This window comes from Sphingomonas sp. LaA6.9 (assembly GCF_022601895.1).
GTDB lineage: Bacteria > Pseudomonadota > Alphaproteobacteria > Sphingomonadales > Sphingomonadaceae > Sphingobium_A.
Map to the genome: position 1 here is coordinate 67,421 of NZ_JAKVIO010000014.1, position 20,739 is coordinate 88,159.

The following is a 20,739-nucleotide window of genomic DNA, read 5'->3' on the forward strand; positions in this document are numbered from 1 at the left end:
CTAATCGCGGCTGAGCATATGGTCAACGAATTGACGCAGCGTGCGGAATCCCGAAATCGAAAGCCCCCCTTTTTCCGCGCTCACCGATGCCGGCACGAGCGCGCGATTAAAGCCCAGCTTCGCCGATTCCTTCAGGCGCAGCGCGCCGTGCGCGACCGGACGGATTTCGCCAGAGAGCGAAACTTCGCCAAAGGCGACCGCGTCGGCGGCAACGGGCCGTTCGCTGAGCGCTGAAACCAGCGCTGCGGCCACCGCCAGATCGGCGGCGGGGTCCGACAGGCGATAGCCGCCCGCCACATTCAGATAGACCTCGCAGGTCGAAAAGCTCAGCCCGCAGCGCGCCTCCAGCACCGCAAGGATCATCGCCAGCCGGCCCGAATCCCAGCCGACCACTGCACGCCGCGGTGTCGCGCCGCTCGCCAGCCGCACCGTCAGCGCCTGGATCTCGACCAGCACCGGCCGCGTTCCCTCCAGCGCGGGAAATACCGTCGAACCCGTCACCGTTTCGTCACGGTGAGTCAGAAACAGCGCGGAAGGATTTGATATTTCTGTCAATCCCTCCTGCTGCATGGCGAACACGCCAATCTCGTCGGTGCCCCCGAAGCGGTTCTTGATCGCGCGCAGGATACGATATTGATGGCTGCGCTCGCCCTCGAAGCTGAGCACGGTATCGACCATGTGCTCGAGCACGCGCGGTCCCGCGATCGACCCGTCCTTGGTGACATGGCCGACGAGCACCAGCGCGGTACCGCGCTCCTTGGCGAAACGGATCAGTTCCTGAGCGGACGCGCGAACCTGGCTCACCGTCCCGGGCGCACCCTCGATCAGGTCGCTGTGCATCGTCTGGATCGAATCGATGACAAGCAGTGCGGGCGGCGTCCCCTGCCCCAGCGTCGTCAGAATATCGCGCACCGATGTCGCCGCGGCGAGCTGAACGGGAGCCTGTCCCAGCCCCAGCCGCCGCGCGCGCAGGCGCACCTGGTCGGCCGCCTCTTCGCCCGAGACATAGGCCACGCGCACGCCGCGCTCGGCCAGCCTCGCCGCAGCCTGCAGCAGCAGCGTCGACTTTCCGATCCCCGGATCACCGCCAATCAGCGTTGCCGATCCCTCGACAAAGCCGCCGCCAAGCGCGCGATCGAGTTCCTTGATGCCGGTCGCGGCGCGATCTGGCAGCTTCACATCGGCGTTGAGCCCGACGAGTTCGAAGGCGCGTCCACCCGACTGCAGATTATGTTTCGCGGCAAAAGGCGTCACGACCACGCCCGCCTCCTCGACCAGCGTGTTCCATTCGCCGCAATCGGCGCACTGGCCCTGCCATTTGGACGCCACCGAGCCGCAGGCCTGGCACACATAACGCTTCAAGGGTTTCGCCATGGCGCGACAATTAGCATTGCCACGGAGAGAAGCCACACCATAACGCGTTAGAGACAATCAAACATCGAACGCGGAGAGCCGATGACGGTCGTGGCCAGCTACAATATCCGCAAAGCCATTGGTGCCGATCGTCGCCGCCGCCCCGAGCGCACGCTCGAAGTCCTCCGCGAGGTTGATGCGGACATCGTCGCCCTGCAGGAGGCGGATCGCCGTTTCGGCGCGCGCGCGGGCGTCATCTCGCCCCACATGCTCGACGAGCATAGCGACTATAAGGCGGTGCCCTTTGACGTGCGGATGCACAGCATGGGCTGGCACGGCAATGCGATCCTCGTGCGCAAACGCGCGGAGATACTCCACCGCGAGATCATCCACCTGCCCTCACTCGAGCCGCGCGGCGCGGTGATGGCGGAGGTCCGGCTCGACGGCCACGCGCTCCGGGTCGTCGGCATGCACCTCGACCTCTCCGGGCTGTGGCGCCGGCGACAGGCGCATGCCGTGATCGCGCATGTCGAAGCGTGCGACCGGAAACTGCCGACCGTGCTGATGGGCGATCTCAACGAATGGAGCCGCATGAACGGCTGCCTCCATGATTTCGCGCACCATTTCAGCTTCGCGCATTGCGGCAAGAGCTTCCACGCGCGCCGCCCGATCGCGACGCTCGACCGGATCATGGTCTCGGACCAGTTCCGGATCGCCGAGGCTGGCACCCACCTCAGCGCGGCAGCGCGACACGCATCGGACCACCTGCCCGTCTGGGCGCGGCTCAGGCGCGCCTGATTGCGGCCTGCTGCTTCTGGCCGCTCAACGTCCTGCTGCGAATCTGGTTCGGCTCAGCTGCACGCGGGTTCGGACGATTCCAGGAAATGCGCATCCCACCAGCGTTTCCAGCGCGCTTCGATCTCGTCGAATGCCGCATCGGACAAGCCATAGGTCGTCAGTATCACCATGCCGCGCCCGTCGGGCGACGTGTCTGTCACCGATTTGTCGGTCGCGATCAGCAGGCCGTCACCCCATTGGCCGAAGATATTGCTGGACGCTCGACAATCCCGATCCCCGCTGCCAGTCTTGCACCATGCGGGAAAAGGAACTGCGGCTGGCGCTGGTCTGTTATGGCGGCATAAGCCTTGCCGTCTATATGCATGGAATCACGAAGGAAATCTGGCGGCTCGTGCGGGCCAGCCGGCATTTCCACGACGGTGACACCCCGGCCTCGGGAAGCCAGGGCGTCTACCACCAGATGCTGCAGACGATCGAAGTCGAAACCGGAACCCGGATGCGTGTGCTGGCCGACATCATAGCCGGCGCATCGGCGGGCGGGATCAACGGGATCTTCCTCGCGCAGGCGATCGCGACGGGGCAGTCGCTCGATCCGCTGACCGATCTCTGGCTCGATTGCGCCGACGTCGACCGGCTGCTCGATCCCGATGCCCGGCCGCTATCGCGCTTCTCCAAATTCTGGGCGCAGCCCTTGGTCTGGGTCGCGGCGGGCAAGAGCACAACTGTCGAGCGGACCGTCGAGCCTTCGACGCGCGAGGAGGTGCGCGCCAAGCTATCCAGCTTCATCCGTGCGCGCTGGTTCGAGCCTCCGTTCGGCGGCGAAGGCTTCACCAACCTTCTGCTCGATGCTTTCGAGGCGATGGGCCGGAGCGAGACCGGCCCCGCCCTGCTGCCCGACGGCCAGCCGCTCGACCTGTTCGTCACCGTCACCGATTTCCACGGCCATCCCGAGCGGCTCAGGCTCAACAGCCCCGCCGAGGTCGTCGAGACCGAACACCGGCTCGTCATCGGCTTCTCGACGCGCGCGCAGGGCGTGCCCGGCATCGGCGACGTCGCGGAACTCGCTTTCGCGGCACGCGCTACCGCCAGCTTTCCGGGCGCCTTCCCGCCATTCACGGTCGGCGAACTCGACGCGGTGCTCGACGCGCGCAAGCACGCCTGGCCAGGCCGTGACGCCTTCCTCGCGCGCGCCCTGCCCCGCCAGAGCGCCGCGGGCGTCGTCGAAAGCACCGCGCTCATCGACGGTTCTGTGCTCGCCAACGCCCCGTTCGCACCAGCGATCGGTGCGCTCAGGAACCGCCCGGCACGGCGCGAAGTCGATCGCCGCTTCGTCTATATCGATCCAAAGCCGGGCATACGCAGTATCCAGATCGGTCGCTCCGCCAATGGCGAAGCCTCGCTGCCCGGCTTCTTCGGGACGATCTTCGGCGCGCTGTCCGATCTGCCGCGCACCCAGCCCATCCGCGACAATCTCGAAGCCATCGAGAACCGTTCGTCGCGCATCCGGCGGATGCGCACGATCGTCGAAGCGCTGAGGCCAGAGGTCGAGGAATCGATCGAATCGCTGTTCGGCATCACGCTTTTTCTCGATCGCCCCACCGCCGCCCGGCTGGCCACCTGGCGCGCCAGGGCGCAGGACAAGGCGGCGCGCTCGGCGGGACACGCCTATCCCGCTTATGGTCATCTCAAGCTGTCGGGCGTGATCGAAGAGGTCGCAGCGATGCTCTTCGCGCTTTCGGCGCGCAGCGACAGCCACGCGCGCGAGGAGGCGCGACGTGCGATCTGGAACGCGGCGCGTGCTGGCGGCCTTGATCGCGTCACGGGGCGCCGTAACGGCGCGACCGAACCGGTGATTGATTTCTTTCGGGCACACGATCTGGGCTTTCGCATCCGTCGCCTGCGTTTCCTGGCGCGACGCCTGTCGGAATTGTCCGAGGCTGTGGATGCGCCGCTCGCTGCGCTCGATGCGATGAGCAAGGTCACATATGAGTGCCTTGCCCTCTATCTCGATCGCGAAATTCTTGATTTTTATGGGCTCGCGGTGCGCGAGGCGGCAACCGCTACATCCGAAGATCCGCAGGCGGCGATCGACGCGCTGGCCGCCGCACGTAACCTGCGCGTGATCGACCAGATGACCGACGAGCGCATCGCCGAAGCGCTGGCCGAATTGCCCAAGGCCGAACGCCGCGTAATGTTGCTCACCTATCTGGGCTTTCCCTATTACGACATCGCCACGCTGCCGCTGCTCCAGGGCGAGGGGCTCGACGAGTTCGATCCGGTGAAGGTCGACCGGATTTCACCCGACGATGCCACCACCATCCGTTCGGGCGGTGCTGAAGCGACGCTCAAGGGCATCCAGTTCAACAGCTTCGGCGCCTTTTTCAGCCGCGCATATCGCGAGAATGACTATCTCTGGGGACGCCTGCACGGCGCAGACCGGCTGATCGACATTCTCATTTCCAGCCTTCCCGTCGGCAAGACACTCGGGGCGGGCGCGGTCAGCGCTATCAAGCAGGCGGCCTTCGCCGCGATCCTCGACGAAGAAGAACCGCGCCTTACGGCTATTCCAGAACTCTTTCGGGATCTGCGGCGGGAGATCGGGGTCGATCCCTTGGCAAATGCCGCCCAAACGGCTTAGTGTTGTAGTCGCGCAACAATAACAGGGTCACCGCATGCAATTCCTGAGGACGATCTTCTGGGTGATTCTCGCCGTCACCGCGGTGATCTTTGCGGTCGCCAACTGGACCTCGGTCACGATCAATCTGTGGGGCGATATCCAGGTCGATTCCAAACTGCCCGTCCTGCTGTTCGGCGCCTTCCTTCTTGGGCTGGTGCCTACGCTGATTCTGCACCGCGCGACGCGCTGGCGACTGAAGCGCAAGCTCGATTCGACCGAGCGCGCACTCGCCGATGCGCGCGGTCTTTCTACCACGCCCGCGGCACCGGCCGTCGAGCCCGACATGCCGCCGGCTTATGTTCCCACCGCCGTCCCGCCAGGTGTGTCATGAGCAGCCCTGTCTACGTCGCAATCGACACCCCCGATCTCGATCAGGCAAAAGCGATCGCCGCCAAGGTCCGTAACCATGTCGGCGGCATCAAGCTGGGCCTTGAGTTCTTCTCGGCCAATGGCCGTGCGGGCATAAAGGAGATGGCGTCGCTCGATCTACCGATCTTCCTCGATCTCAAGTTCCACGACATTCCCAATACTGTCGCCAAGGCGATCCAGGCGCTGCGCGCGCTTGAGCCCGCGATCCTTACGGTCCACGCAGCCGGGGGGCAGGCGATGATGGAAGACGCAAAGGCCGCCGCCCCCAATGGCACCAAGGTCGTGGCGGTGACGATGCTGACCAGCCTCGACGGCAATGACATGAGTGCGATCGGCCTCACCGACGATACGCATGATCAGGTCGTGCGGCTGACCGAACTCGCCAAGCGATCGGGCGTCGACGGCGTGGTCTGCTCGGGCCATGAGGTCGCCGCCGCGCGCAAGGCCTGGCCCGACGGTTTCTTCGTCGTTCCCGGCGTGCGCCCCGCTGGTGCGGCGACGGGCGATCAGAAGCGGATGATGACCCCGCGCGGCGCGCTCGATGCGGGCGCCTCGATCCTCGTCATCGGTCGCCCCATCACGCAGGCGGAAGACCCCGACCAAGCCGCGCGCGACATCGCCGCGACGCTCTGACCCCTCCCGCTCGCGCGGGATTGTCCCTAAGGCAGCCGTGATGCCCCGAATCAGCGCAAAGATCTGCGGCCTTTCGACGCCCGAAACGCTCGACGCTGCGGTCGCTGGCGGCGCGAGCCATGTCGGGTTCGTCTTCTTTCCGAAAAGTCCGCGCCACGTCGCGTTCGAACAGGCGGCCGCGCTCGCGCATCGCGTGCACGATCATGTGCTGAAAGCTGGTGTATTCGTCGACCCAGACGACGCGCTGCTCGATGCCGCGATCGCGGCGGGCGGTCTCGATGTGATCCAGTTGCACGGCAAGGAAACCGCTGAGCGCGCGGCTGCGGTCAAGGCGCGAACGGGCAAGGAGGTCTGGAAGGCGCTTCCCGTCTGCACCAGCGCCGATCTCGCCGGCGCGGGCGCATTTCATGGCGCTGTGGATCGCCTGCTTTACGACGCCAAGACCCCCGAAGGGTCACAACTTCCGGGCGGCATGGGGCTGCGCTTCGACTGGCGGCTGCTCCAGGGTTTCCGGCATCCGCTCGCCTGGGCGCTTTCGGGCGGGCTCGACGCCACGAATGTCGCCGAGGCGGTTGGCATCACCGGCGCGCGGCTGGTAGACGTGTCCTCCGGCGTCGAAAGCGCGCCGGGTATCAAGAATGTGGACAAGATCGCCGCATTCCTTAAAGCGACGACCCAGCTATGAGCATCATCAACTCGCTTCGCACCCAGCCCGACGAGCGCGGGCATTTCGGGCAATTCGGCGGGCGCTATGTCGCCGAGACGCTGATGCCGCTGATCCTCGACCTCGAGCGCGAATATCGCGCCGCGAAGCAGGATCCGGCGTTCAAGGCGGAATTCGACTATCTGCTCAGGCAATATGTCGGCCGTCCGAGCCCGCTCTACTTCGCCGAACGGCTGACCGAGGCACTCGGCGGCGCGAAGGTCTATCTGAAGCGCGAGGAACTCAACCACACCGGCGCGCACAAGATCAACAACTGCATCGGCCAGATCCTGCTCGCCAAGCGCATGGGCAAGACGCGTATCATCGCCGAGACGGGCGCGGGCCAGCACGGTGTCGCGACCGCGACCGTGGCGGCGCTCTTCGGCCTGCCCTGCACGATCTTCATGGGTGCGGTCGACGTCGCGCGCCAGCAGCCCAATGTGTTCCGCATGAAGCTGCTCGGCGCCGAGGTCCGCGCCGTGGAATCGGGCGCAAAAACGCTCAAGGACGCGATGAACGAGGCGCTGCGCGACTGGGTCGCGAACGTCCACGACACCTTCTACATCATCGGCACCGTCGCGGGCCCGCACCCCTATCCCGAGCTTGTCCGCGACTTCCAGTCGGTAATCGGTAACGAGGCGCGCGAGCAGATCCTCGAAGCGGAGGGCCGGCTGCCCGATATGCTGATCGCGCCCGTCGGCGGCGGATCCAACGCGATCGGCCTTTTCCATCCGTTCCTCGACGATCCCGGGATCGAGATCGTCGGCGTCGAGGCGGCGGGCGAAGGCCTCGACAAGAAGCACGCCGCAAGCCTCGCGGGCGGAACGCCCGGCGTGCTGCACGGCAACCGTACCTATCTGTTGCAGGACGAGGACGGGCAGATCACCGAGGCGCATTCGATCTCGGCGGGGCTCGACTATCCCGGCATCGGCCCCGAGCACGCCTGGCTCCACGACATCGGCCGCGTCCGCTACGAGCCCGTCACCGACGCCGAAGCACTCGCGAGCTTTCAGCGCCTCTGCAAGCTCGAAGGCATCATCCCCGCGCTCGAATCCGCGCACGCGCTCGCGGCTGCCGAGCGGATCGTGCCGGGCATGGACAAGGACAAGATCGTGATCGTCAACCTCTCGGGCCGCGGCGACAAGGACATCTTCACCGTCGCCGACGCGCTTGGGGTGAAGCTGTGACGAGCTTGATCCGGTTGCTGCGATTTTATCATATCCGGCAGGATGGGCATGCAACGCTGCGTTGGCGTGGTATCGCCGCGTTCGTCATCTTGCTTACAGCGGCAAATCTCTTGCTGCGTCTGATCTTCCACCCAATCGACAAGTTTGACGTCATTTCGGCTAGCACGCTTTCGATCGTGATCGCGGTTTTTGGAATCTTTCAGGTGAAACGGCAGATTAAATGACCGACCGTCTCTCCAACGCCTTTGCGCGTGCGGCCTCCGAAAATCGCGCGGCACTCGTCACCTTCGTGACTGGCGGGGATCCGACACCCGCCAACACCGGCGCGATCCTCGACGCATTGGTCGCGGGCGGTGCCGACGTCATCGAGCTTGGCATGCCCTTCACCGATCCGATGGCCGACGGCCCCGCCATCCAGCGCGCCAACCTGCGCGCCCTGGGCGCGGGCACGACGACCGCCGACATCCTCGGCATCGCCAAGGCTTTTCGCGCGCGCCATGCCGAAACGCCGCTGGTGCTGATGGGCTATGCCAATCCGATGGTGCGCCGCGGACCCGAATGGTTCGCGGCCGCCGCCAGCGAGGCAGGCGTCGATGGCGTGATCTGCGTCGATATTCCCAGCGAGGAAGACGATGCACTCGGACCCGCGCTGCGCAATGCGGGCGTCCACCTCATCCGCCTGGCCACGCCGACCACCGACGCGGCGCGACTGCCCGCGGTGCTCGAAGGTGCCGGGGGCTTCCTCTACTACGTATCGGTTGCGGGCATCACCGGCTTGCAGCAGGCCGCGCAGGGCTCGATCGAGACCGCCGTAGCGAAGCTCAAGGCGGGCACCGACCTTCCGGTCGCGGTCGGCTTCGGCGTCCGCACCCCCGAACAGGCAAGCGCGATCGCGCGCGTTGCCGATGGCGTGGTGGTTGGCTCGGCCATCGTCGACCTCGTCGCCGAGCACGGCGCCAATGCCGCCGGCCCCGTCAAAAACTATGTCGCATCGCTCAGCAGCGCGATCGCGGCCGCACGAAAGGAAATGGCCGCATGAGCTGGCTCGACCGCGTTCGCAACTCGATCCCGTTCATCGCCAAGCGCGAGACGCAGGACACGCTCTGGCACAAATGCCCGGGCTGTTCGCAGATGATCTTCATCAAGGAATTTCAGGAAAACCTGTCGGTATGCCCCAAATGCGGGCATCACGGACGGATCGGTGCCAAGGCGCGCTTCGAACAGCTTTTCGATCAGGGCAGCTGGTATCTGCTCGCTTCGCCTCAGGTCGCCGACGATCCGCTCAAATTCCGCGATTCCAAGAAATATACCGACCGCATCAAGGCCGCGCGTGCCGCGACGGGCGAACAGGATGCGCTGCTCAACGCCAGCGGCCGGATCATGGGCCACAAGGCCGTCGTCGGCGTGCAGGATTTCGCCTTCATGGGCGGATCGATGGGTCTCGGCGTCGGCGCGGCCTTTGTCGAGGGTGCGCGCAAGGCGATCGCCGAGCGTGCGCCCTATGTGATCTTCACCGCAGCAGGGGGCGCGCGCATGCAGGAGGGTATCCTCTCGCTGATGCAGATGCCCAAATCGACCGTCGCGATCGCCGAACTGCGCGAGGCGGGCCTGCCCTATATCGTCGTGCTGACCGACCCGACCACGGGTGGCGTAACCGCCTCTTATGCGATGCTCGGCGACGTCCAGATCGCGGAGCCCGGCGCGCTCATCGGCTTCGCCGGCCAGCGCGTGATCGAGAACACGATCCGCGAAAAGCTGCCCGAAGGCTTCCAGCGCGCCGAGTATCTGCTCGATCACGGCATGCTCGACATGGTGGTCGAGCGTAAGGATCTGCGCGAGACGCTCGGCCAGCTCATAGGCTTTCTCTGCGAGGACAAGGCGGCCGCATGAATCCTCCCCTCCCTTCCAAGGGAGGGGGCGGGGGTGGGTGCGAGCGAAGCGAGCCTTCCGTCCGGCCACCCACCCACCCCAACCCCTCCCTGAAAGGGAGGGGCTTTTATTATGCCTGACTCCGCGCGCTCCTCCGATCCCGCGGTCCAGCGCCAGCTCGACCGGCTGACGATGCTTTCGCCCGGCCGCGACGTGCTCGGGCTCGAACGCATCTCGGAACTGCTGGCGCGCCTCGGCAACCCGCAGGAAAAGCTGCCTCCCGTCTTCCACGTCGCGGGCACCAACGGCAAGGGTTCGACCTGCGCCTTCCTGCGCGCCGCGATCGAGGCAGCGGGCATGCGCGCGCATGTCTATTCCTCGCCCCATCTCGTCCGCTTCAACGAACGCATTCGCATTGCCGGCAAGCTGATCGAAGACGCCGAACTTGCGCCGCTGCTCGCCGAAGTGCTCGACTGTTCGGAGGACATCCACCCCAGCTTCTTCGAGGCCACCACCGCCGCAGCCTTCCTCGCCTTCACACGGCACGAGGCAGAGGCGTGCATCATCGAGGTCGGGCTTGGCGGCCGGCTCGACGCGACCAATATCATCCCCGCGCCCGCGATTTGCGGAATCGCGCAGCTCGGCATCGATCATCAGGCCTTTCTGGGCGAGACCGAGGTCGAGATCGCGGGAGAAAAGGCGGGCATAGCAAAGCGCTTCGTCCCGCTCGTGACAATGAAATATGCGCCGGCGCTGACACGGCGAATTGCGGATGTCGCGGCGGCCGCAGGCGCGCCCGTGCTCGCCAAGGGCACGACCTGGGAAGCGACGCTCTACAACAACCGGCTCCACTATCGCGACGACAAGGGCAAGTTCGACGCGCCACGCCCAAGGCTGGCGGGCGATCACCAGGTGATGAACGCGGCTCTCGCCTTTGCGATGCTGCGCCATCAGAATGCGGTCGCCATTCCCGAAACCGCGCTCAAGGCCGCGACGGGCTGGGCGCAGTGGCCCGCAAGGCTCCAGCATCTGGAGGAAGGGCCGCTGACCGCGGATCTGCCCGAGGGCACCGAACTCTGGCTTGACGGCGGGCACAACCCGGCGGCCGGAGAGATGATCGCCGCATGGTTTCGCGGGCATCTCGACGGGCGTCAGTTCCACCTCGTTCTCGGCATGCTCGACAACAAGGATCCGATGGGCCTGCTGGCGCATTTCGCGGGCCTTGCGACGAGCATCCATGCGGTACCCGTCCCCGATCATGGCCACCACGCGCCCGACGCACTCGCCGCGATGGCCGATCGGATCGGCGCGCGCGGCTCGGTGGCGGCCGATGTCGCTTCCGCGCTGGCGATGCTCGGCCGGACACTCGATCCCGGCAAGCCCGGCGTCGTGCTGATCCTCGGCTCGCTCTATCTCGCGGGCGAGGTGCTGCGCCTTAACGATCAGCCGCCCGAATAGGCCAGATCAGGGAAAGCTCGTCCGCAAGTGCGGGTTCATCGCGCCGACCCAGCTCCAGAACGCCGTCCGCAACACATCGAGAAGATCCTGCACCACGTCGGCGGTGGCCGCGAAGCGCATTCCCGTCAGCTTGCGCAGGAACAGCCGTACCGTCGCATGCGTCACCGGCAGCTCGGGTTCGCCGCGCTTGCCGCGATACAGATAGATATTGGGCGTGGCCGCCAATGCCTCTTGGCATCGCCGTGCATAGAGCGCGCCGATCTCGGGATCGCTCCGCCGGATCACGCGATTGAGCATCCGGCGCGAAACCCAGCGATCGAGTTCCGACGTCCGCGCGTTGACGATGCCGACATGCACCGACCAGAAGACGAACGCCGCGCATTCATGGGCCACCGCGACGCCGGGCTCCACGCCATGCTGCGCCAGACATCCCTTCACCTCGGCCTGGAGCGCGACGATACGGTCGGGAACCAGTCGCACCGCCGTTCGCCCCTGCCGGCTAAGCTCGAACATACCCCCTGCCACCTCCTCAGAAGCGCGGTAGCCCGGCGACATCCTCGGTCGCCCGCAGTCGATATGTCCCGCGCCGCGACCACAGCCCAGCGCCGATGGTGAACTGCCCCCGGTCCGGATCGAGCAGCACCAGTTCATCGGGCCGCCCAAAGGCTTCGGCAATCGCGGCGCGCGCGGCGTTCGCGGCCTCCGCGTCGTCGCTGGCTTCGAAGGCGACCGATTCGTCGGGGTCTGTCGGATTCATGCGGATGTCGAGGCGATAGGTGATCAAGGGAATCGTCCTGAAGGAAGCGCCGCGCGCGCACGGCACCGTTCCATCTGCGCCCGTCGCTCCGCTTTGAAAAGGCACGATCGACGCGCTTTCGCAACGCACCGTCGATCCCTGCCGAATACGCTCTTCATTATTGATATTGACTTGCAATAGCTCACAGGCAAAGCTGCCTGTCTAAAGCCAAGCGAGGATGTCCCATGGCCCAGCCCGCCGATCTCAACTATGCCGATGCCCCGTCCATTCCCGATCTGCGCACAGGCCGGCTGCTGCTCTTCGCGATGCGGCGCATGGCGGTTGCGGGACTTGACGACGCGCACGCCGCGCACGCGATATTCGCGCATTTCGGCATCAGCTATCGCCGGCCGCTGATCCTCGTCCGCGCCATGATGGCGGAGATCGCGCGGGCCTCCAAACAGACCGTGAAGGTGGCGCCATGCTGCTGTCTCAGGATGACCGCCGATGAAGCGGTGCTCCTTAGCACCGTCGAGCACGCCCAGAGCCACCCCCGCCGCGCGCATACGCTGCTGAGCGATCTGATGGGCACGCCCGACTGCCTTGGCGTTCTCACAACGGCGCAGGCGGTCGGTCAGGCTTTCACCGATCTGGGCAAGCCGCTGGCACTGTTTCTGCGCGAAATGTGAAGCCGGTCAGGTCGGGGCCGCGGCGTCGCCATTGCCCTCGCCATTCCTGCCCGCGCTGCCGATCGAGGCGTCGATCAGCCCGGCGCGCATCATCAGCCAGAACAGGATGATGCCCGGCACCGCCGCGAGTGTAGTCAGCAGGTAGAAGTTCACATAGCCGGTCGCCTCGATCAGCGCGCCCGCCGTGGTGCCCGTCAGGAAGCGCCCCACGATGCTCGCCGCCGCCGAGATCAGCGCATATTGCGAGGCTGTGAAGCGCAGGTCCGTCAGCGCCGAGAAATAGGCGACGACGGTGACGCCGCCGATTCCGCTCGCGAAATTCTCGAAGCCGATCGCGGCTGCCATGCCCTCGTTGCTGTGCCCCGCAGCTGCAAGCAGCGCAAAGCTGAAGTTGGACACCGCCATCAGGATCAGGCTGAGCAGCACCGAACGCTTCATCCCGAGCTGGGCATAGAGGAAGCCTCCGACGAAGATCCCCACGAGATAGGCGAAGAAGCCCAGCCCCACATCGTAAAAGGCGATCTCGTCATTGGTGAAGCCGAGATCATTGAACAGCAAACGGAAGGTCAGGTTGGCAAGCGTGTCGCCGATCTTGTGGAGCAGGATGAAGAGCAGCACGAGCAGCGCGCCTTGCCGCTTGAAGAATTCGAGGAACGGCCCGGCGATCGTGTTCCCCAGTTCGGCAATGCCCTTGCGCTGCGCGGCCTCGCGGTGGCGTTGGGGCTCGCCCATGATGAGCCCCGTGGCTATCGCGGGCAACGCCAGCGCAGCGCACGCCAGATAGGCAGCCTCCCAGCCCGTGCGCGCCGCAATCACCAGCGCCACCGCGCCTGCGCCCGCCGATCCGATCCGCCAGCCATATTGCGACATGCCCGAACCCGCGCCGAGCTGATTGGGCTTGAGCAGCTCGATCCGGTAGCCGTCGATCACGATATCGAACGTCGCACCCGCCACGCCGACGAGGATCGCGGCATAGGCGGTCTGCAACAGGCTGGTCTGCGGATCGACGAGCGCGAGGTTCGCCACCGCCGCCATGACGAACAGCCCGGCAAGGATCAGCCACGACACGCGCTGCCCGAGCCGCCCGAGCACTGGAATGCGAACGCCATCGACCACCCATGCCCAAAGCCATTTGAGGTTATAGGCAAGGAAGGCGAGCGTGAAGGCGGTCACCGCCTTCTTGTCGATCCCGTCCTGCGCGAGCCGAGTCGTCAGCGTCGCGCCGATCATCGCGAACGGAAAGCCGGAAGAAACGCCAAGGAAGAACGCCGCGATGGGTGCTGCTTCGGTATAGGGCCTCAGACCGGCAGGAAGATTGCCGCGCCACCCCAAGCTTTCCGTAGCGTCCACCATGCAATGCTCCCCAACCCTCGAAATTTGGCGAGAAACTAGCGGATAATTGCGATATGCCTAGACCTTGATCGCTTCAGACTGAAATCAGTCTGAAGCGCGAATCAAGGTCTTGATTTGGAAGCGGAGCCTGATTCACGATTTCGGCGGAAGCGCATAGCGCTTCCCCCTTAACCGATCAGGCTCCAGGGCAGATTTGGGGAGCTGCCGCATCAGACGGCCGCCCCGACGAGCGAGAGGACATGCAGGCGCCATGAACGCCATCACCCCCACCCCGGGCCAGATCGCGCTGGCCGACGCGATCGCGCATGGCTGCGCGCGCAAGAGCGATGCAATCACCTATGTCGAGGCCTCCGCCTATACCGACCCCGCACGCTTCGCGCTTGAGCAGCAACGCATCTTCCACCGCGCGCCGCAGGTGATCGCGCCCTCGGCGCTGTTGCCCAAGCCCAATATGGCAGTGCCGCATGACGGCTTCGGCAAGCCACTGCTGATCGCGCGCGATGGCAAGGGCGTGGCGCACGTCTTCCTCAATGTCTGCCGCCATCGCGGCACGCGGCTGGTCGAGGGCGGCGAAACCGTTTGCGCCTCGCGTATCGTCTGTCCCTATCACGCCTGGACCTACAAGCTCGACGGCAGCCTCGTCGGCCTCCCCCGCCCCGACAGCTTCCCCGGCTTCGACAAGAGCGAGTACGGGCTGAAGCGACTGCCCACCTTCGAGGCGGGCGGGCTCATCTGGTTCTCGTTGGACGAGGGTGCCAGCTTCGCCGAGGCCGAAACGCTGACGCACGATTTCGACGCCTTCGCGCTCGGCGAGCAGCATCTCTTCGCGCGCAAGACGCACGACGTGCCCGCCAACTGGAAGCTCGTCATGGACGCCTTCCTCGAAAGCTATCACGTCCAGCGTCTCCATGCCGAGACGATCGGCCCCTTCTTCCAGGACGGCGTCACCAGCGGCGACACGATCGGCCCGCACCAGCGCTCGGCCGTGGGCCGCGAATCCGCGGTGGCGGCGCTCGACCTCAACGACTGGCGCGCGCTCCGCGCATCGATCACCTTCGCGTATCAGCTCTTCCCCGCGACGATCATGATCCTCAGCCCCGATTATGTGAACATCATGGTGCTGATGCCGCAGGCCGTCGACCGCGTGCTCGTCGAGGATTTCATGCTGATCCCCGAACCGCCCAGAACCGAAAAGGCGCTCGACCACTGGCAGCGCAGCTGGAAGCTGCTCGACGAGGGCGTGTTCGCGGGCGAGGACTACCGCGCCGCGGCGCTTGGCCAGAACGGCCTGCAATCGGGCGCGATCGACCGCCTGACCCTGGGCACGCTCGAAACGGGCATCCGCCATTTCCACGACACGGTCGAGGCGCGGCTGGCGGCGAACTAGGCCGCTACCGATAGCAGACGACGACTGGAATGTCGTGGTTAGTCGCCGTCTGGATCCTCCCCGGTACGGGGAGGGGGACCACGCGAAGCGTGGTGGAGGGGCTGGCATAAAGCCCGCAAATTCAGCGCAGCCCCTCCGTCAGCCCTTCGGGCTGCCACCTCCCCGTACCGGGGAGGATCTTAGGTCGGCAATGTCGTCGATAGCTGTCAGAAATCGCTGTCCTACATATTTCCGGTCTGTCGGCCTGCAGCGGCAATCGGCTCTTTGACCATGTGCAAGATGACAAAGCGAAGCATTGATCGAAAACGCCGATCAGTGCACGCGCACTGATTGAGCGGATTTTTCACACAGGGCTGACCTTGCTGAACTTTGGATGATCAGGACGTCGAACGGAGGCGATGGGCGCTAATCCCGAACCGTCCGATCACCCTTCCTCGCGGTCGTAATAGTCAACATCGGCTTCCGCGCGGAACATCTTGCGCAGGCCACGATCACCGCGCTTGCCCGCCACCACCGACACCTTGCCCGAATCCGGATATTCGCACGCCTCGACCTCGACCAGCGTCGAAATCGCCAGATAGCGCATCGTGGTCGTGCCGGTGTTGATGATCTGGTGCGCCACCTCCGGTCCGCCGGGCGGGCAGGCGATCACGTCATGCTTGCGGATCGGGTAGCGCTGGTCGCCAAAGCGAAGCTCGCCCTCGCCTTCGAGGATGAAGAACATCTCCTCCTCGCCGTGATGCGAATGGAAGGGGCATTGCACCTTGCCGGGCGGAAGCACGGTCAGGTTATAGCCCAGATCGCGCGCGCCGATCAGGTCGCTGATCGTCGCACGGCTCGACGTGAAGCGGCCATTCTCCTCGACATCGTCGAACTCCACCGCGTCGAGATTGATGATCGGCTTCACCATGGCGCTTTCTCCACAATCGAAACGGCGCAAGCTCAATACAGCGTCAGCCCGCGCGGAAGTTTTCTGGGCCGCGCGCCGCCAAGGCAGGCTTCGATCGCGTCGAGCGCCGCGAGCAGCTCCTTGTGCGCAAAGGGTTTTGCAAGGCACCCGATCGAGATTTCGGGCGCGTCGACGGGGCAGCTCGCGGTCACGAAGATCAGCCGCACCTCGCGGCGCATCGCCTCACGCGCCAGTTCGGCGCCATCGCGATCGCCTGTCAGCCGCACGTCGCTGAGGATCAGATCAACCTCGGCGGCATCAAGCACCGCCACCGCGTCGCGATAGCGGTCGACCGTCCCGACCACGTGATAGCCCGCCTCGGTCAGCACATGTTCGTTGTCGAACGCGACCAGCGGCTCGTCCTCTACAATGAGAAGCCGGTTGATCAGCCTTTGCTTCCTGCCAAACAGCATATATGCGCTTGTCCTCTCCCGCGCCCGGGCAGAGCGCATACTGGCTCGCGACGGCACACGCACGGGTTTATTTTCACGACTGGAGACGAAATTTGGCCCCGCCACCGAAAAAGCGCAGCGAAGACCGCCCCGAAGGTCAGCGCATCGCGAAACTGCTGGCACGCGCAGGGATAGCCTCGCGCCGCGAGATCGAGCGCATGATCGCCGAGGGCCGCATCGCGCTCAATGGCGATGTGCTCGACACGCCCGCGACGATTCTGACCTCGCTCCACGGCATCACCGTCGACGGCCAGCCCGTCAAGCAGGCGCCGCCCGCCAAGCTCTTCCGCTTCCACAAGCCCTCGGGCGTGCTCACCACCGAACGCGATCCCAAGGGCCGACCCACGATCTACGACCGCCTGCCCAAGGGCTTGCCGCGGCTGATGCCTGTCGGACGCCTCGACCTCAATACCGAGGGTCTGCTTCTCCTCACCAATGACGGCGAGTTGAAGCGCCAGCTCGAATTGCCCAAAACGGGCGTCGTGCGCACCTATCGCGCGCGCGCCTATGGCGATGTGACGCAGGCGCAGCTCGAGGATCTGATCGAGGGTATCGAGATCGACGGCATCCGCTACGGCTCGATCGACGCCAATCTGGAGCGCCGCACGGGCGCCAATACCTGGATCGAGATGAAGCTGACCGAGGGCAAGAACCGCGAGGTCCGCCGCGTCCTCGAATATCTGGGGCTCAAGGTCTCGCGCCTGATCCGCACGAGCTACGGCCCCTTCGAACTTGCCGACCTGCCCATTGGCGAAGTCGACGAGATCCGCCGCCACGACGTCATCACCTTCCGGAACACGCTTGGATGAGGATCATTGCCGGCGAATGGCGCGGGCGCGCATTGAAGGCCCCCGCGGGCAGGACGACGCGCCCCACGAGCGACCGCGCGCGCGAGGCGCTGTTCTCGATGCTGACGAGCCGCCTCGGGAGCTTTGAGGGATTGCGCGTTGCCGATCTGTTCGCTGGCACCGGCGCACTCGGCCTCGAAGCACTGTCGCGCGGCGCGGCGCACTGCACTTTTGTCGAGAATGATCGCGGAGCGATCGCCGCGCTCAAGGCGAATGTCGATGCGCTTGGTGCTGGCGCGCGCGCCGAGGTCCGGGCGCAGTCCGCGCTCACGCCTGTGGGCGGTCCGTTCGACCTTGTCATGCTCGACCCTCCTTATGGCACCGGGCTTGGCCAGCAGGCGCTCGCAGCGCTCGCCGGGCGGCAAGGCTTCAACACGGGCTGCCTTGTCAGCATCGAAACCGCGCGCGACGAAGCGGTCGACATTCCGGGCCTCGCGCCCGACACGGAGCGCACCTACGGAAAGGCCAGGCTCGTCCTGCTCCGCGCGCTTTGAGCGCAAGCGCCGGGAGGCGCTTCCATAGGGTGCGCTTATGTTTCGCGTGTGAGAATTAGTGGGCGATCGTCCCCGATCGGTTCTATTGAGAATGGCATGAGCGCAATGATCCAGCAACGCATGGGGCCACGCGAATGGCTCGTCTTCGGCGTGCTCTCGGTCGTGTGGGGCGGTTCGTTCTTCTTCATAGAGATCTCGCTGCGCAGCTTCCCGCCGCTCACGCTCGTGCTCCTGCGCGCCAGCATTTCGGCAGCCGCGTTGATCATGTTCCTCGGACTCTCCGGACGCAACCTGCCAGCCTCGCCGCGTATCTGGCTTGCCTTCCTGCTGCTGGGCGCGCTCAATATCGCGCTGCCCTTCGTGCTCGTCGCCTGGGGGCAGACGCACATTCCGATCGGGCTTGCCTCGATCCTCAACGCCACCACCCCGCTCTGGGGCGTCGTCGTCGCGCACGCCTTCACTGCCGACGAAAAGGCGACACCCGGCAAGATCGTCGGCGTGTTGTCGGGGATCGCGGGCGTCGCGATGATGATCGGCGGCGACGCTCTGGCGGAGCTCGGCGACAATCTGCTTGCGCAGATCGCATGCGTCGCGGCGGCACTCTCCTATGCGCTTGCCGGCGTCTATGGCCGCCGCTTCAAGGCGATGGGCGTCGCCCCCGTCGAAGTCGCCGCGGGCCAGCTTATTGCGGCTGCCGCGATCATGCTTCCGCTCGCGATGATCTTCGACACGCCCTGGCGGCTGCCCGCGCCCTTGTTCCAGTCGGTTGCGGCGATGGCATGTCTCGCGCTCGTCTCGACCGCCTTCGCCTATATCCTCTACTTCCGGCTGATCGAGACCGCGGGCGCAACCAATGCGCTGCTCGTCACCTTCGTCATCCCCATTCCCGCGATCCTGCTCGGCACCTTCCTGCTCGGCGAAGCGCTCGAGCCCAAGCATTATGCGGGAATGGCGCTGATCGGCATCGGCCTCGCCGCGATCGACGGCCGCCCCTTTGGCTGGCTCAGGCGCGCGCGCGCATCGACAGCAGCGCCACAAGGCTGACGCTTGACGCCGCGGCCAGATAGACGCCGACCCAGACCAGCCCGTGATCCTCGGCGAGCCACTGCGCCGCCACCGGGGTCAGCGCGCCGCCCAGTATGCCCGCGACGTTGAACGCCATCGACACACCCGTATAACGCACGCGCGCGGGGAAGAGGCCCGGCAACCACGCGCCGAGCGGGCCATAGACCAGCCCCATGACCACCAGCGCGAAGCTCATGCCCGCAAAGATCATGGTGAGCGAACCCGATTGCAGCGCCACGGGCAGCACCAGCCCCGCGATGATCGCGGCGACGCTACCCCATAGCAGCACGTCGCGCGCGCTGAACCGATCCGAAAGCCAGCCAGAGGCCGCGATGCTGAAGCCCATGAAGAAGATCGAGAGGATCTGGAGGCCCAGGAAAACCTGCCGGTCGATGCCCAGCGTGGTCGTCGCATAGCCAAGCGCAAAGGCGGTCGCGAGATAATAGACCGCGAAGCAGACGATCGCGCCGCAGGTTCCGCCCAGCGTTGCGCGCCAGTGATCGCGCAGCATCTCGGCAAAGGGCACGGCTGGCGGCGGGGCTTCCTCCAGCGCCGCGGCAAAGGCGGGTGTCTCGGTCAGCTTCAATCGCACCCACAGCCCGACGCCGACGAGCAGGATGCTGCCGAGGAACGGGATGCGCCAGCCCCAGGCCATGAACTCCTCCTGGCTCAGCGTCATGCCGAGGATGAGGAACAGCCCGTTGGCGGCGATGAAGCCCACGGGCGCACCCAGTTGCGGCACCATGCCATAGCGTCCGCGCCAGCCCTCGGGCGCGTTCTCCACCGCGAGCAACGCCGCCCCGCCCCATTCGCCGCCGAGCCCGAAACCCTGCCCGAAGCGCAGGATGCAAAGCAGCAGCGGCGCAACCCAGCCGATCTGCGCATAGGTTGGCAGGAAGGCGATCAGCAGCGTCGATGCGCCCATCAGCAACAACGAGGCGACGAGCGTCGACTTGCGCCCGATCCGGTCCCCGAAATGCCCGAACACGCTCGCTCCCAGTGGCCGCGCGATAAAGGCGACGCCAAGGCTGGCATAGGCCGCGAGCAACTGCGCCGACGCCGATTCCGAAGGGAAGAAGATCGGCCCGAATACAAGCGCCGCCGCAGTGGCATAGATGTAGAAATCGTAGAATTCGACCGAGGTGCCGACGAGGCTGGCGAGCAGGATGCGGCGATTTGAGGGCTGTTCCGCCACCGCGTTCATCGTCGTCGCCATTCGTCCGAATCCCCTCGCTATCTCGATCTCGACCTTGGTCGTTTCAGGCTGAATCAGCCTGAAACGTGAATCAAGGTCTCAACTATTTGAATAGAGCCTGATTCACGCTTTCGATTGAAGCACGCAGTGCTTCAATCTCAACCTATCAGGCTCTAGGTGTGGAGCCTCAAGAGGTTGTTCATCGGTTGAGCCAGTCGGCTGATGGGCGGCATGGATTGTAGGCTGCCGTGCGGGCGATGCCAGTTGTAGTTGTGTAGCCAGGGGTCGAGCGCCTGTTTTCGGTGCTCTGAGGTTGGATATGCGCGGGCATATGCCCATTCGCGCAAGGATGTCTGGATGAAGCGCTCGGCCTTGCCGTTGGTCTTGGGTGTATAAGGTCTTGTGCGGATGTGTTTGAGGCCGAGAGCTTTACAGGCATCGCGGAAGGCGAAGCTTTTGTAGCATGATCCATTGTCGGTCATGACGCGGGTCACGGTGATGCCGAGGCTGCGGTAATATTCGAT

General features: G+C 65.3%; 24 protein-coding genes. 15 read left to right on the forward strand and 9 right to left on the reverse strand.

What is annotated here, in order from left to right:
* Complete coding sequence (radA, locus tag MKI88_RS09490) at positions 1–1,374, reverse strand: DNA repair protein RadA (RefSeq protein WP_241631102.1); 1,374 nt, start codon at positions 1,372–1,374, stop codon at positions 1–3.
* 81 nt (positions 1,375–1,455) lie between these two features.
* Between radA and MKI88_RS09495 the strand changes: the two genes are divergently transcribed.
* Positions 1,456–2,151: an endonuclease/exonuclease/phosphatase family protein gene (locus tag MKI88_RS09495; RefSeq protein WP_241631103.1), complete on the forward strand. Its 696-nt coding sequence runs from the start codon at positions 1,456–1,458 to the stop codon at positions 2,149–2,151.
* Positions 2,152–2,204: 53 nt separating this feature from the next.
* Here the strand turns inward: MKI88_RS09495 and MKI88_RS09500 are convergent, their stop codons facing one another.
* Positions 2,205–2,351 (reverse strand): hypothetical protein, encoded by a 147-nt coding sequence (locus MKI88_RS09500; RefSeq protein ID WP_241631104.1) that lies wholly within the window; start codon positions 2,349–2,351, stop codon positions 2,205–2,207.
* Between the two features lie 95 nt (positions 2,352–2,446).
* Between MKI88_RS09500 and MKI88_RS09505 the strand changes: the two genes are divergently transcribed.
* The 9 genes from MKI88_RS09505 to MKI88_RS09545 all read left to right on the forward strand — a co-directional run bounded on the left by MKI88_RS09505 (position 2,447) and on the right by MKI88_RS09545 (position 11,047).
* A complete protein-coding gene (locus MKI88_RS09505; RefSeq protein ID WP_241631105.1) occupies positions 2,447–4,789 on the forward strand; it encodes a patatin-like protein in 2,343 nt (780 codons plus the stop codon).
* A 34-nt stretch (positions 4,790–4,823) separates the two neighbouring features.
* The gene (locus tag MKI88_RS09510; protein ID WP_241631106.1) at positions 4,824–5,159 is read left to right on the forward strand and encodes a lipopolysaccharide assembly protein LapA domain-containing protein; all 336 of its coding nucleotides are present in this window, start codon (positions 4,824–4,826) and stop codon (positions 5,157–5,159) included.
* Complete coding sequence (gene pyrF, locus MKI88_RS09515) at positions 5,156–5,830, forward strand: orotidine-5'-phosphate decarboxylase (protein ID WP_241631107.1); 675 nt, start codon at positions 5,156–5,158, stop codon at positions 5,828–5,830. Before MKI88_RS09510 ends, pyrF begins: the two co-directional genes overlap by 4 nt.
* 40 nt (positions 5,831–5,870) lie before the next feature.
* The gene (locus tag MKI88_RS09520) at positions 5,871–6,515 is read left to right on the forward strand and encodes a phosphoribosylanthranilate isomerase (protein ID WP_241631108.1); all 645 of its coding nucleotides are present in this window, start codon (positions 5,871–5,873) and stop codon (positions 6,513–6,515) included.
* Complete coding sequence (gene trpB, locus MKI88_RS09525) at positions 6,512–7,720, forward strand: tryptophan synthase subunit beta (protein WP_241631109.1); 1,209 nt, start codon at positions 6,512–6,514, stop codon at positions 7,718–7,720. Before MKI88_RS09520 ends, trpB begins: the two co-directional genes overlap by 4 nt.
* Complete coding sequence (locus tag MKI88_RS09530) at positions 7,717–7,944, forward strand: hypothetical protein (RefSeq protein WP_241631110.1); 228 nt, start codon at positions 7,717–7,719, stop codon at positions 7,942–7,944. Before trpB ends, MKI88_RS09530 begins: the two co-directional genes overlap by 4 nt.
* Positions 7,941–8,759: a tryptophan synthase subunit alpha gene (gene trpA / locus MKI88_RS09535; RefSeq protein ID WP_241631111.1), complete on the forward strand. Its 819-nt coding sequence runs from the start codon at positions 7,941–7,943 to the stop codon at positions 8,757–8,759. The genes MKI88_RS09530 and trpA overlap by 4 nt, the downstream gene beginning before the upstream one ends.
* Positions 8,756–9,610 carry an acetyl-CoA carboxylase, carboxyltransferase subunit beta gene (gene accD / locus MKI88_RS09540; protein ID WP_241631112.1) on the forward strand — a complete coding sequence of 285 codons (855 nt, stop codon included), beginning with the start codon at positions 8,756–8,758 and terminating at the stop codon, positions 9,608–9,610. Before trpA ends, accD begins: the two co-directional genes overlap by 4 nt.
* Before the next feature lie 111 nt (positions 9,611–9,721).
* Complete coding sequence (locus MKI88_RS09545; protein ID WP_241631113.1) at positions 9,722–11,047, forward strand: folylpolyglutamate synthase/dihydrofolate synthase family protein; 1,326 nt, start codon at positions 9,722–9,724, stop codon at positions 11,045–11,047.
* Between the two features lie 6 nt (positions 11,048–11,053).
* On the opposite strand, the gene MKI88_RS09550 is transcribed toward MKI88_RS09545, so the two are convergent.
* Both MKI88_RS09550 and MKI88_RS09555 read right to left on the reverse strand, forming a co-directional pair.
* A complete protein-coding gene (locus tag MKI88_RS09550; protein WP_241631114.1) occupies positions 11,054–11,560 on the reverse strand; it encodes a hypothetical protein in 507 nt (168 codons plus the stop codon).
* A 16-nt stretch (positions 11,561–11,576) separates the two neighbouring features.
* Positions 11,577–11,831, reverse strand: a complete 255-nt coding sequence (locus tag MKI88_RS09555) for a hypothetical protein (RefSeq protein WP_241631115.1) — start codon at positions 11,829–11,831, stop codon at positions 11,577–11,579.
* A 278-nt stretch (positions 11,832–12,109) separates the two neighbouring features.
* Between MKI88_RS09555 and MKI88_RS09560 the strand changes: the two genes are divergently transcribed.
* Positions 12,110–12,472, forward strand: coding sequence for a DUF6628 family protein (locus tag MKI88_RS09560; RefSeq protein WP_407073328.1), 363 nt, complete (start codon positions 12,110–12,112; stop codon positions 12,470–12,472).
* A 6-nt stretch (positions 12,473–12,478) separates the two neighbouring features.
* Here the strand turns inward: MKI88_RS09560 and MKI88_RS09565 are convergent, their stop codons facing one another.
* Complete coding sequence (locus MKI88_RS09565; RefSeq protein WP_241631117.1) at positions 12,479–13,825, reverse strand: AmpG family muropeptide MFS transporter; 1,347 nt, start codon at positions 13,823–13,825, stop codon at positions 12,479–12,481.
* 250 nt (positions 13,826–14,075) lie between these two features.
* Here MKI88_RS09565 and MKI88_RS09570 point away from each other — a divergent pair, with 250 nt between their 5' ends.
* Positions 14,076–15,212, forward strand: coding sequence for an aromatic ring-hydroxylating dioxygenase subunit alpha (locus MKI88_RS09570; RefSeq protein WP_241631118.1), 1,137 nt, complete (start codon positions 14,076–14,078; stop codon positions 15,210–15,212).
* A 424-nt stretch (positions 15,213–15,636) separates the two neighbouring features.
* Here the strand turns inward: MKI88_RS09570 and MKI88_RS09575 are convergent, their stop codons facing one another.
* On the reverse strand, positions 15,637–16,122 hold the full coding sequence (locus MKI88_RS09575; RefSeq protein ID WP_241631119.1) for a cupin domain-containing protein: 486 nt from the start codon (positions 16,120–16,122) through the stop codon (positions 15,637–15,639).
* Between the two features lie 32 nt (positions 16,123–16,154).
* A complete protein-coding gene (locus tag MKI88_RS09580) occupies positions 16,155–16,574 on the reverse strand; it encodes a response regulator (RefSeq protein ID WP_241631120.1) in 420 nt (139 codons plus the stop codon).
* A 92-nt stretch (positions 16,575–16,666) separates the two neighbouring features.
* Between MKI88_RS09580 and MKI88_RS09585 the strand changes: the two genes are divergently transcribed.
* The 3 genes from MKI88_RS09585 (at position 16,667) to MKI88_RS09595 (ending at position 18,999) form a co-directional block, all read left to right on the forward strand.
* A complete protein-coding gene (locus tag MKI88_RS09585) occupies positions 16,667–17,422 on the forward strand; it encodes a pseudouridine synthase (protein WP_241631121.1) in 756 nt (251 codons plus the stop codon).
* Complete coding sequence (gene rsmD / locus MKI88_RS09590; protein WP_241631122.1) at positions 17,419–17,955, forward strand: 16S rRNA (guanine(966)-N(2))-methyltransferase RsmD; 537 nt, start codon at positions 17,419–17,421, stop codon at positions 17,953–17,955. The genes MKI88_RS09585 and rsmD overlap by 4 nt, the downstream gene beginning before the upstream one ends.
* Positions 17,956–18,051: 96 nt before the next feature.
* Positions 18,052–18,999 (forward strand): DMT family transporter, encoded by a 948-nt coding sequence (locus tag MKI88_RS09595; protein ID WP_241631123.1) that lies wholly within the window; start codon positions 18,052–18,054, stop codon positions 18,997–18,999.
* On the opposite strand, the gene MKI88_RS09600 is transcribed toward MKI88_RS09595, so the two are convergent.
* Both MKI88_RS09600 and MKI88_RS09605 read right to left on the reverse strand, forming a co-directional pair.
* Positions 18,959–20,236, reverse strand: coding sequence for an MFS transporter (locus MKI88_RS09600; protein WP_241631124.1), 1,278 nt, complete (start codon positions 20,234–20,236; stop codon positions 18,959–18,961). The genes MKI88_RS09595 and MKI88_RS09600 overlap by 41 nt on opposite strands.
* A gap of 152 nt (positions 20,237–20,388) precedes the next feature.
* Positions 20,389–20,739, reverse strand: a 351-nt coding sequence (locus MKI88_RS09605; RefSeq protein WP_241631125.1) for an integrase core domain-containing protein, incomplete at its 5' end; no start/stop codon positions are given.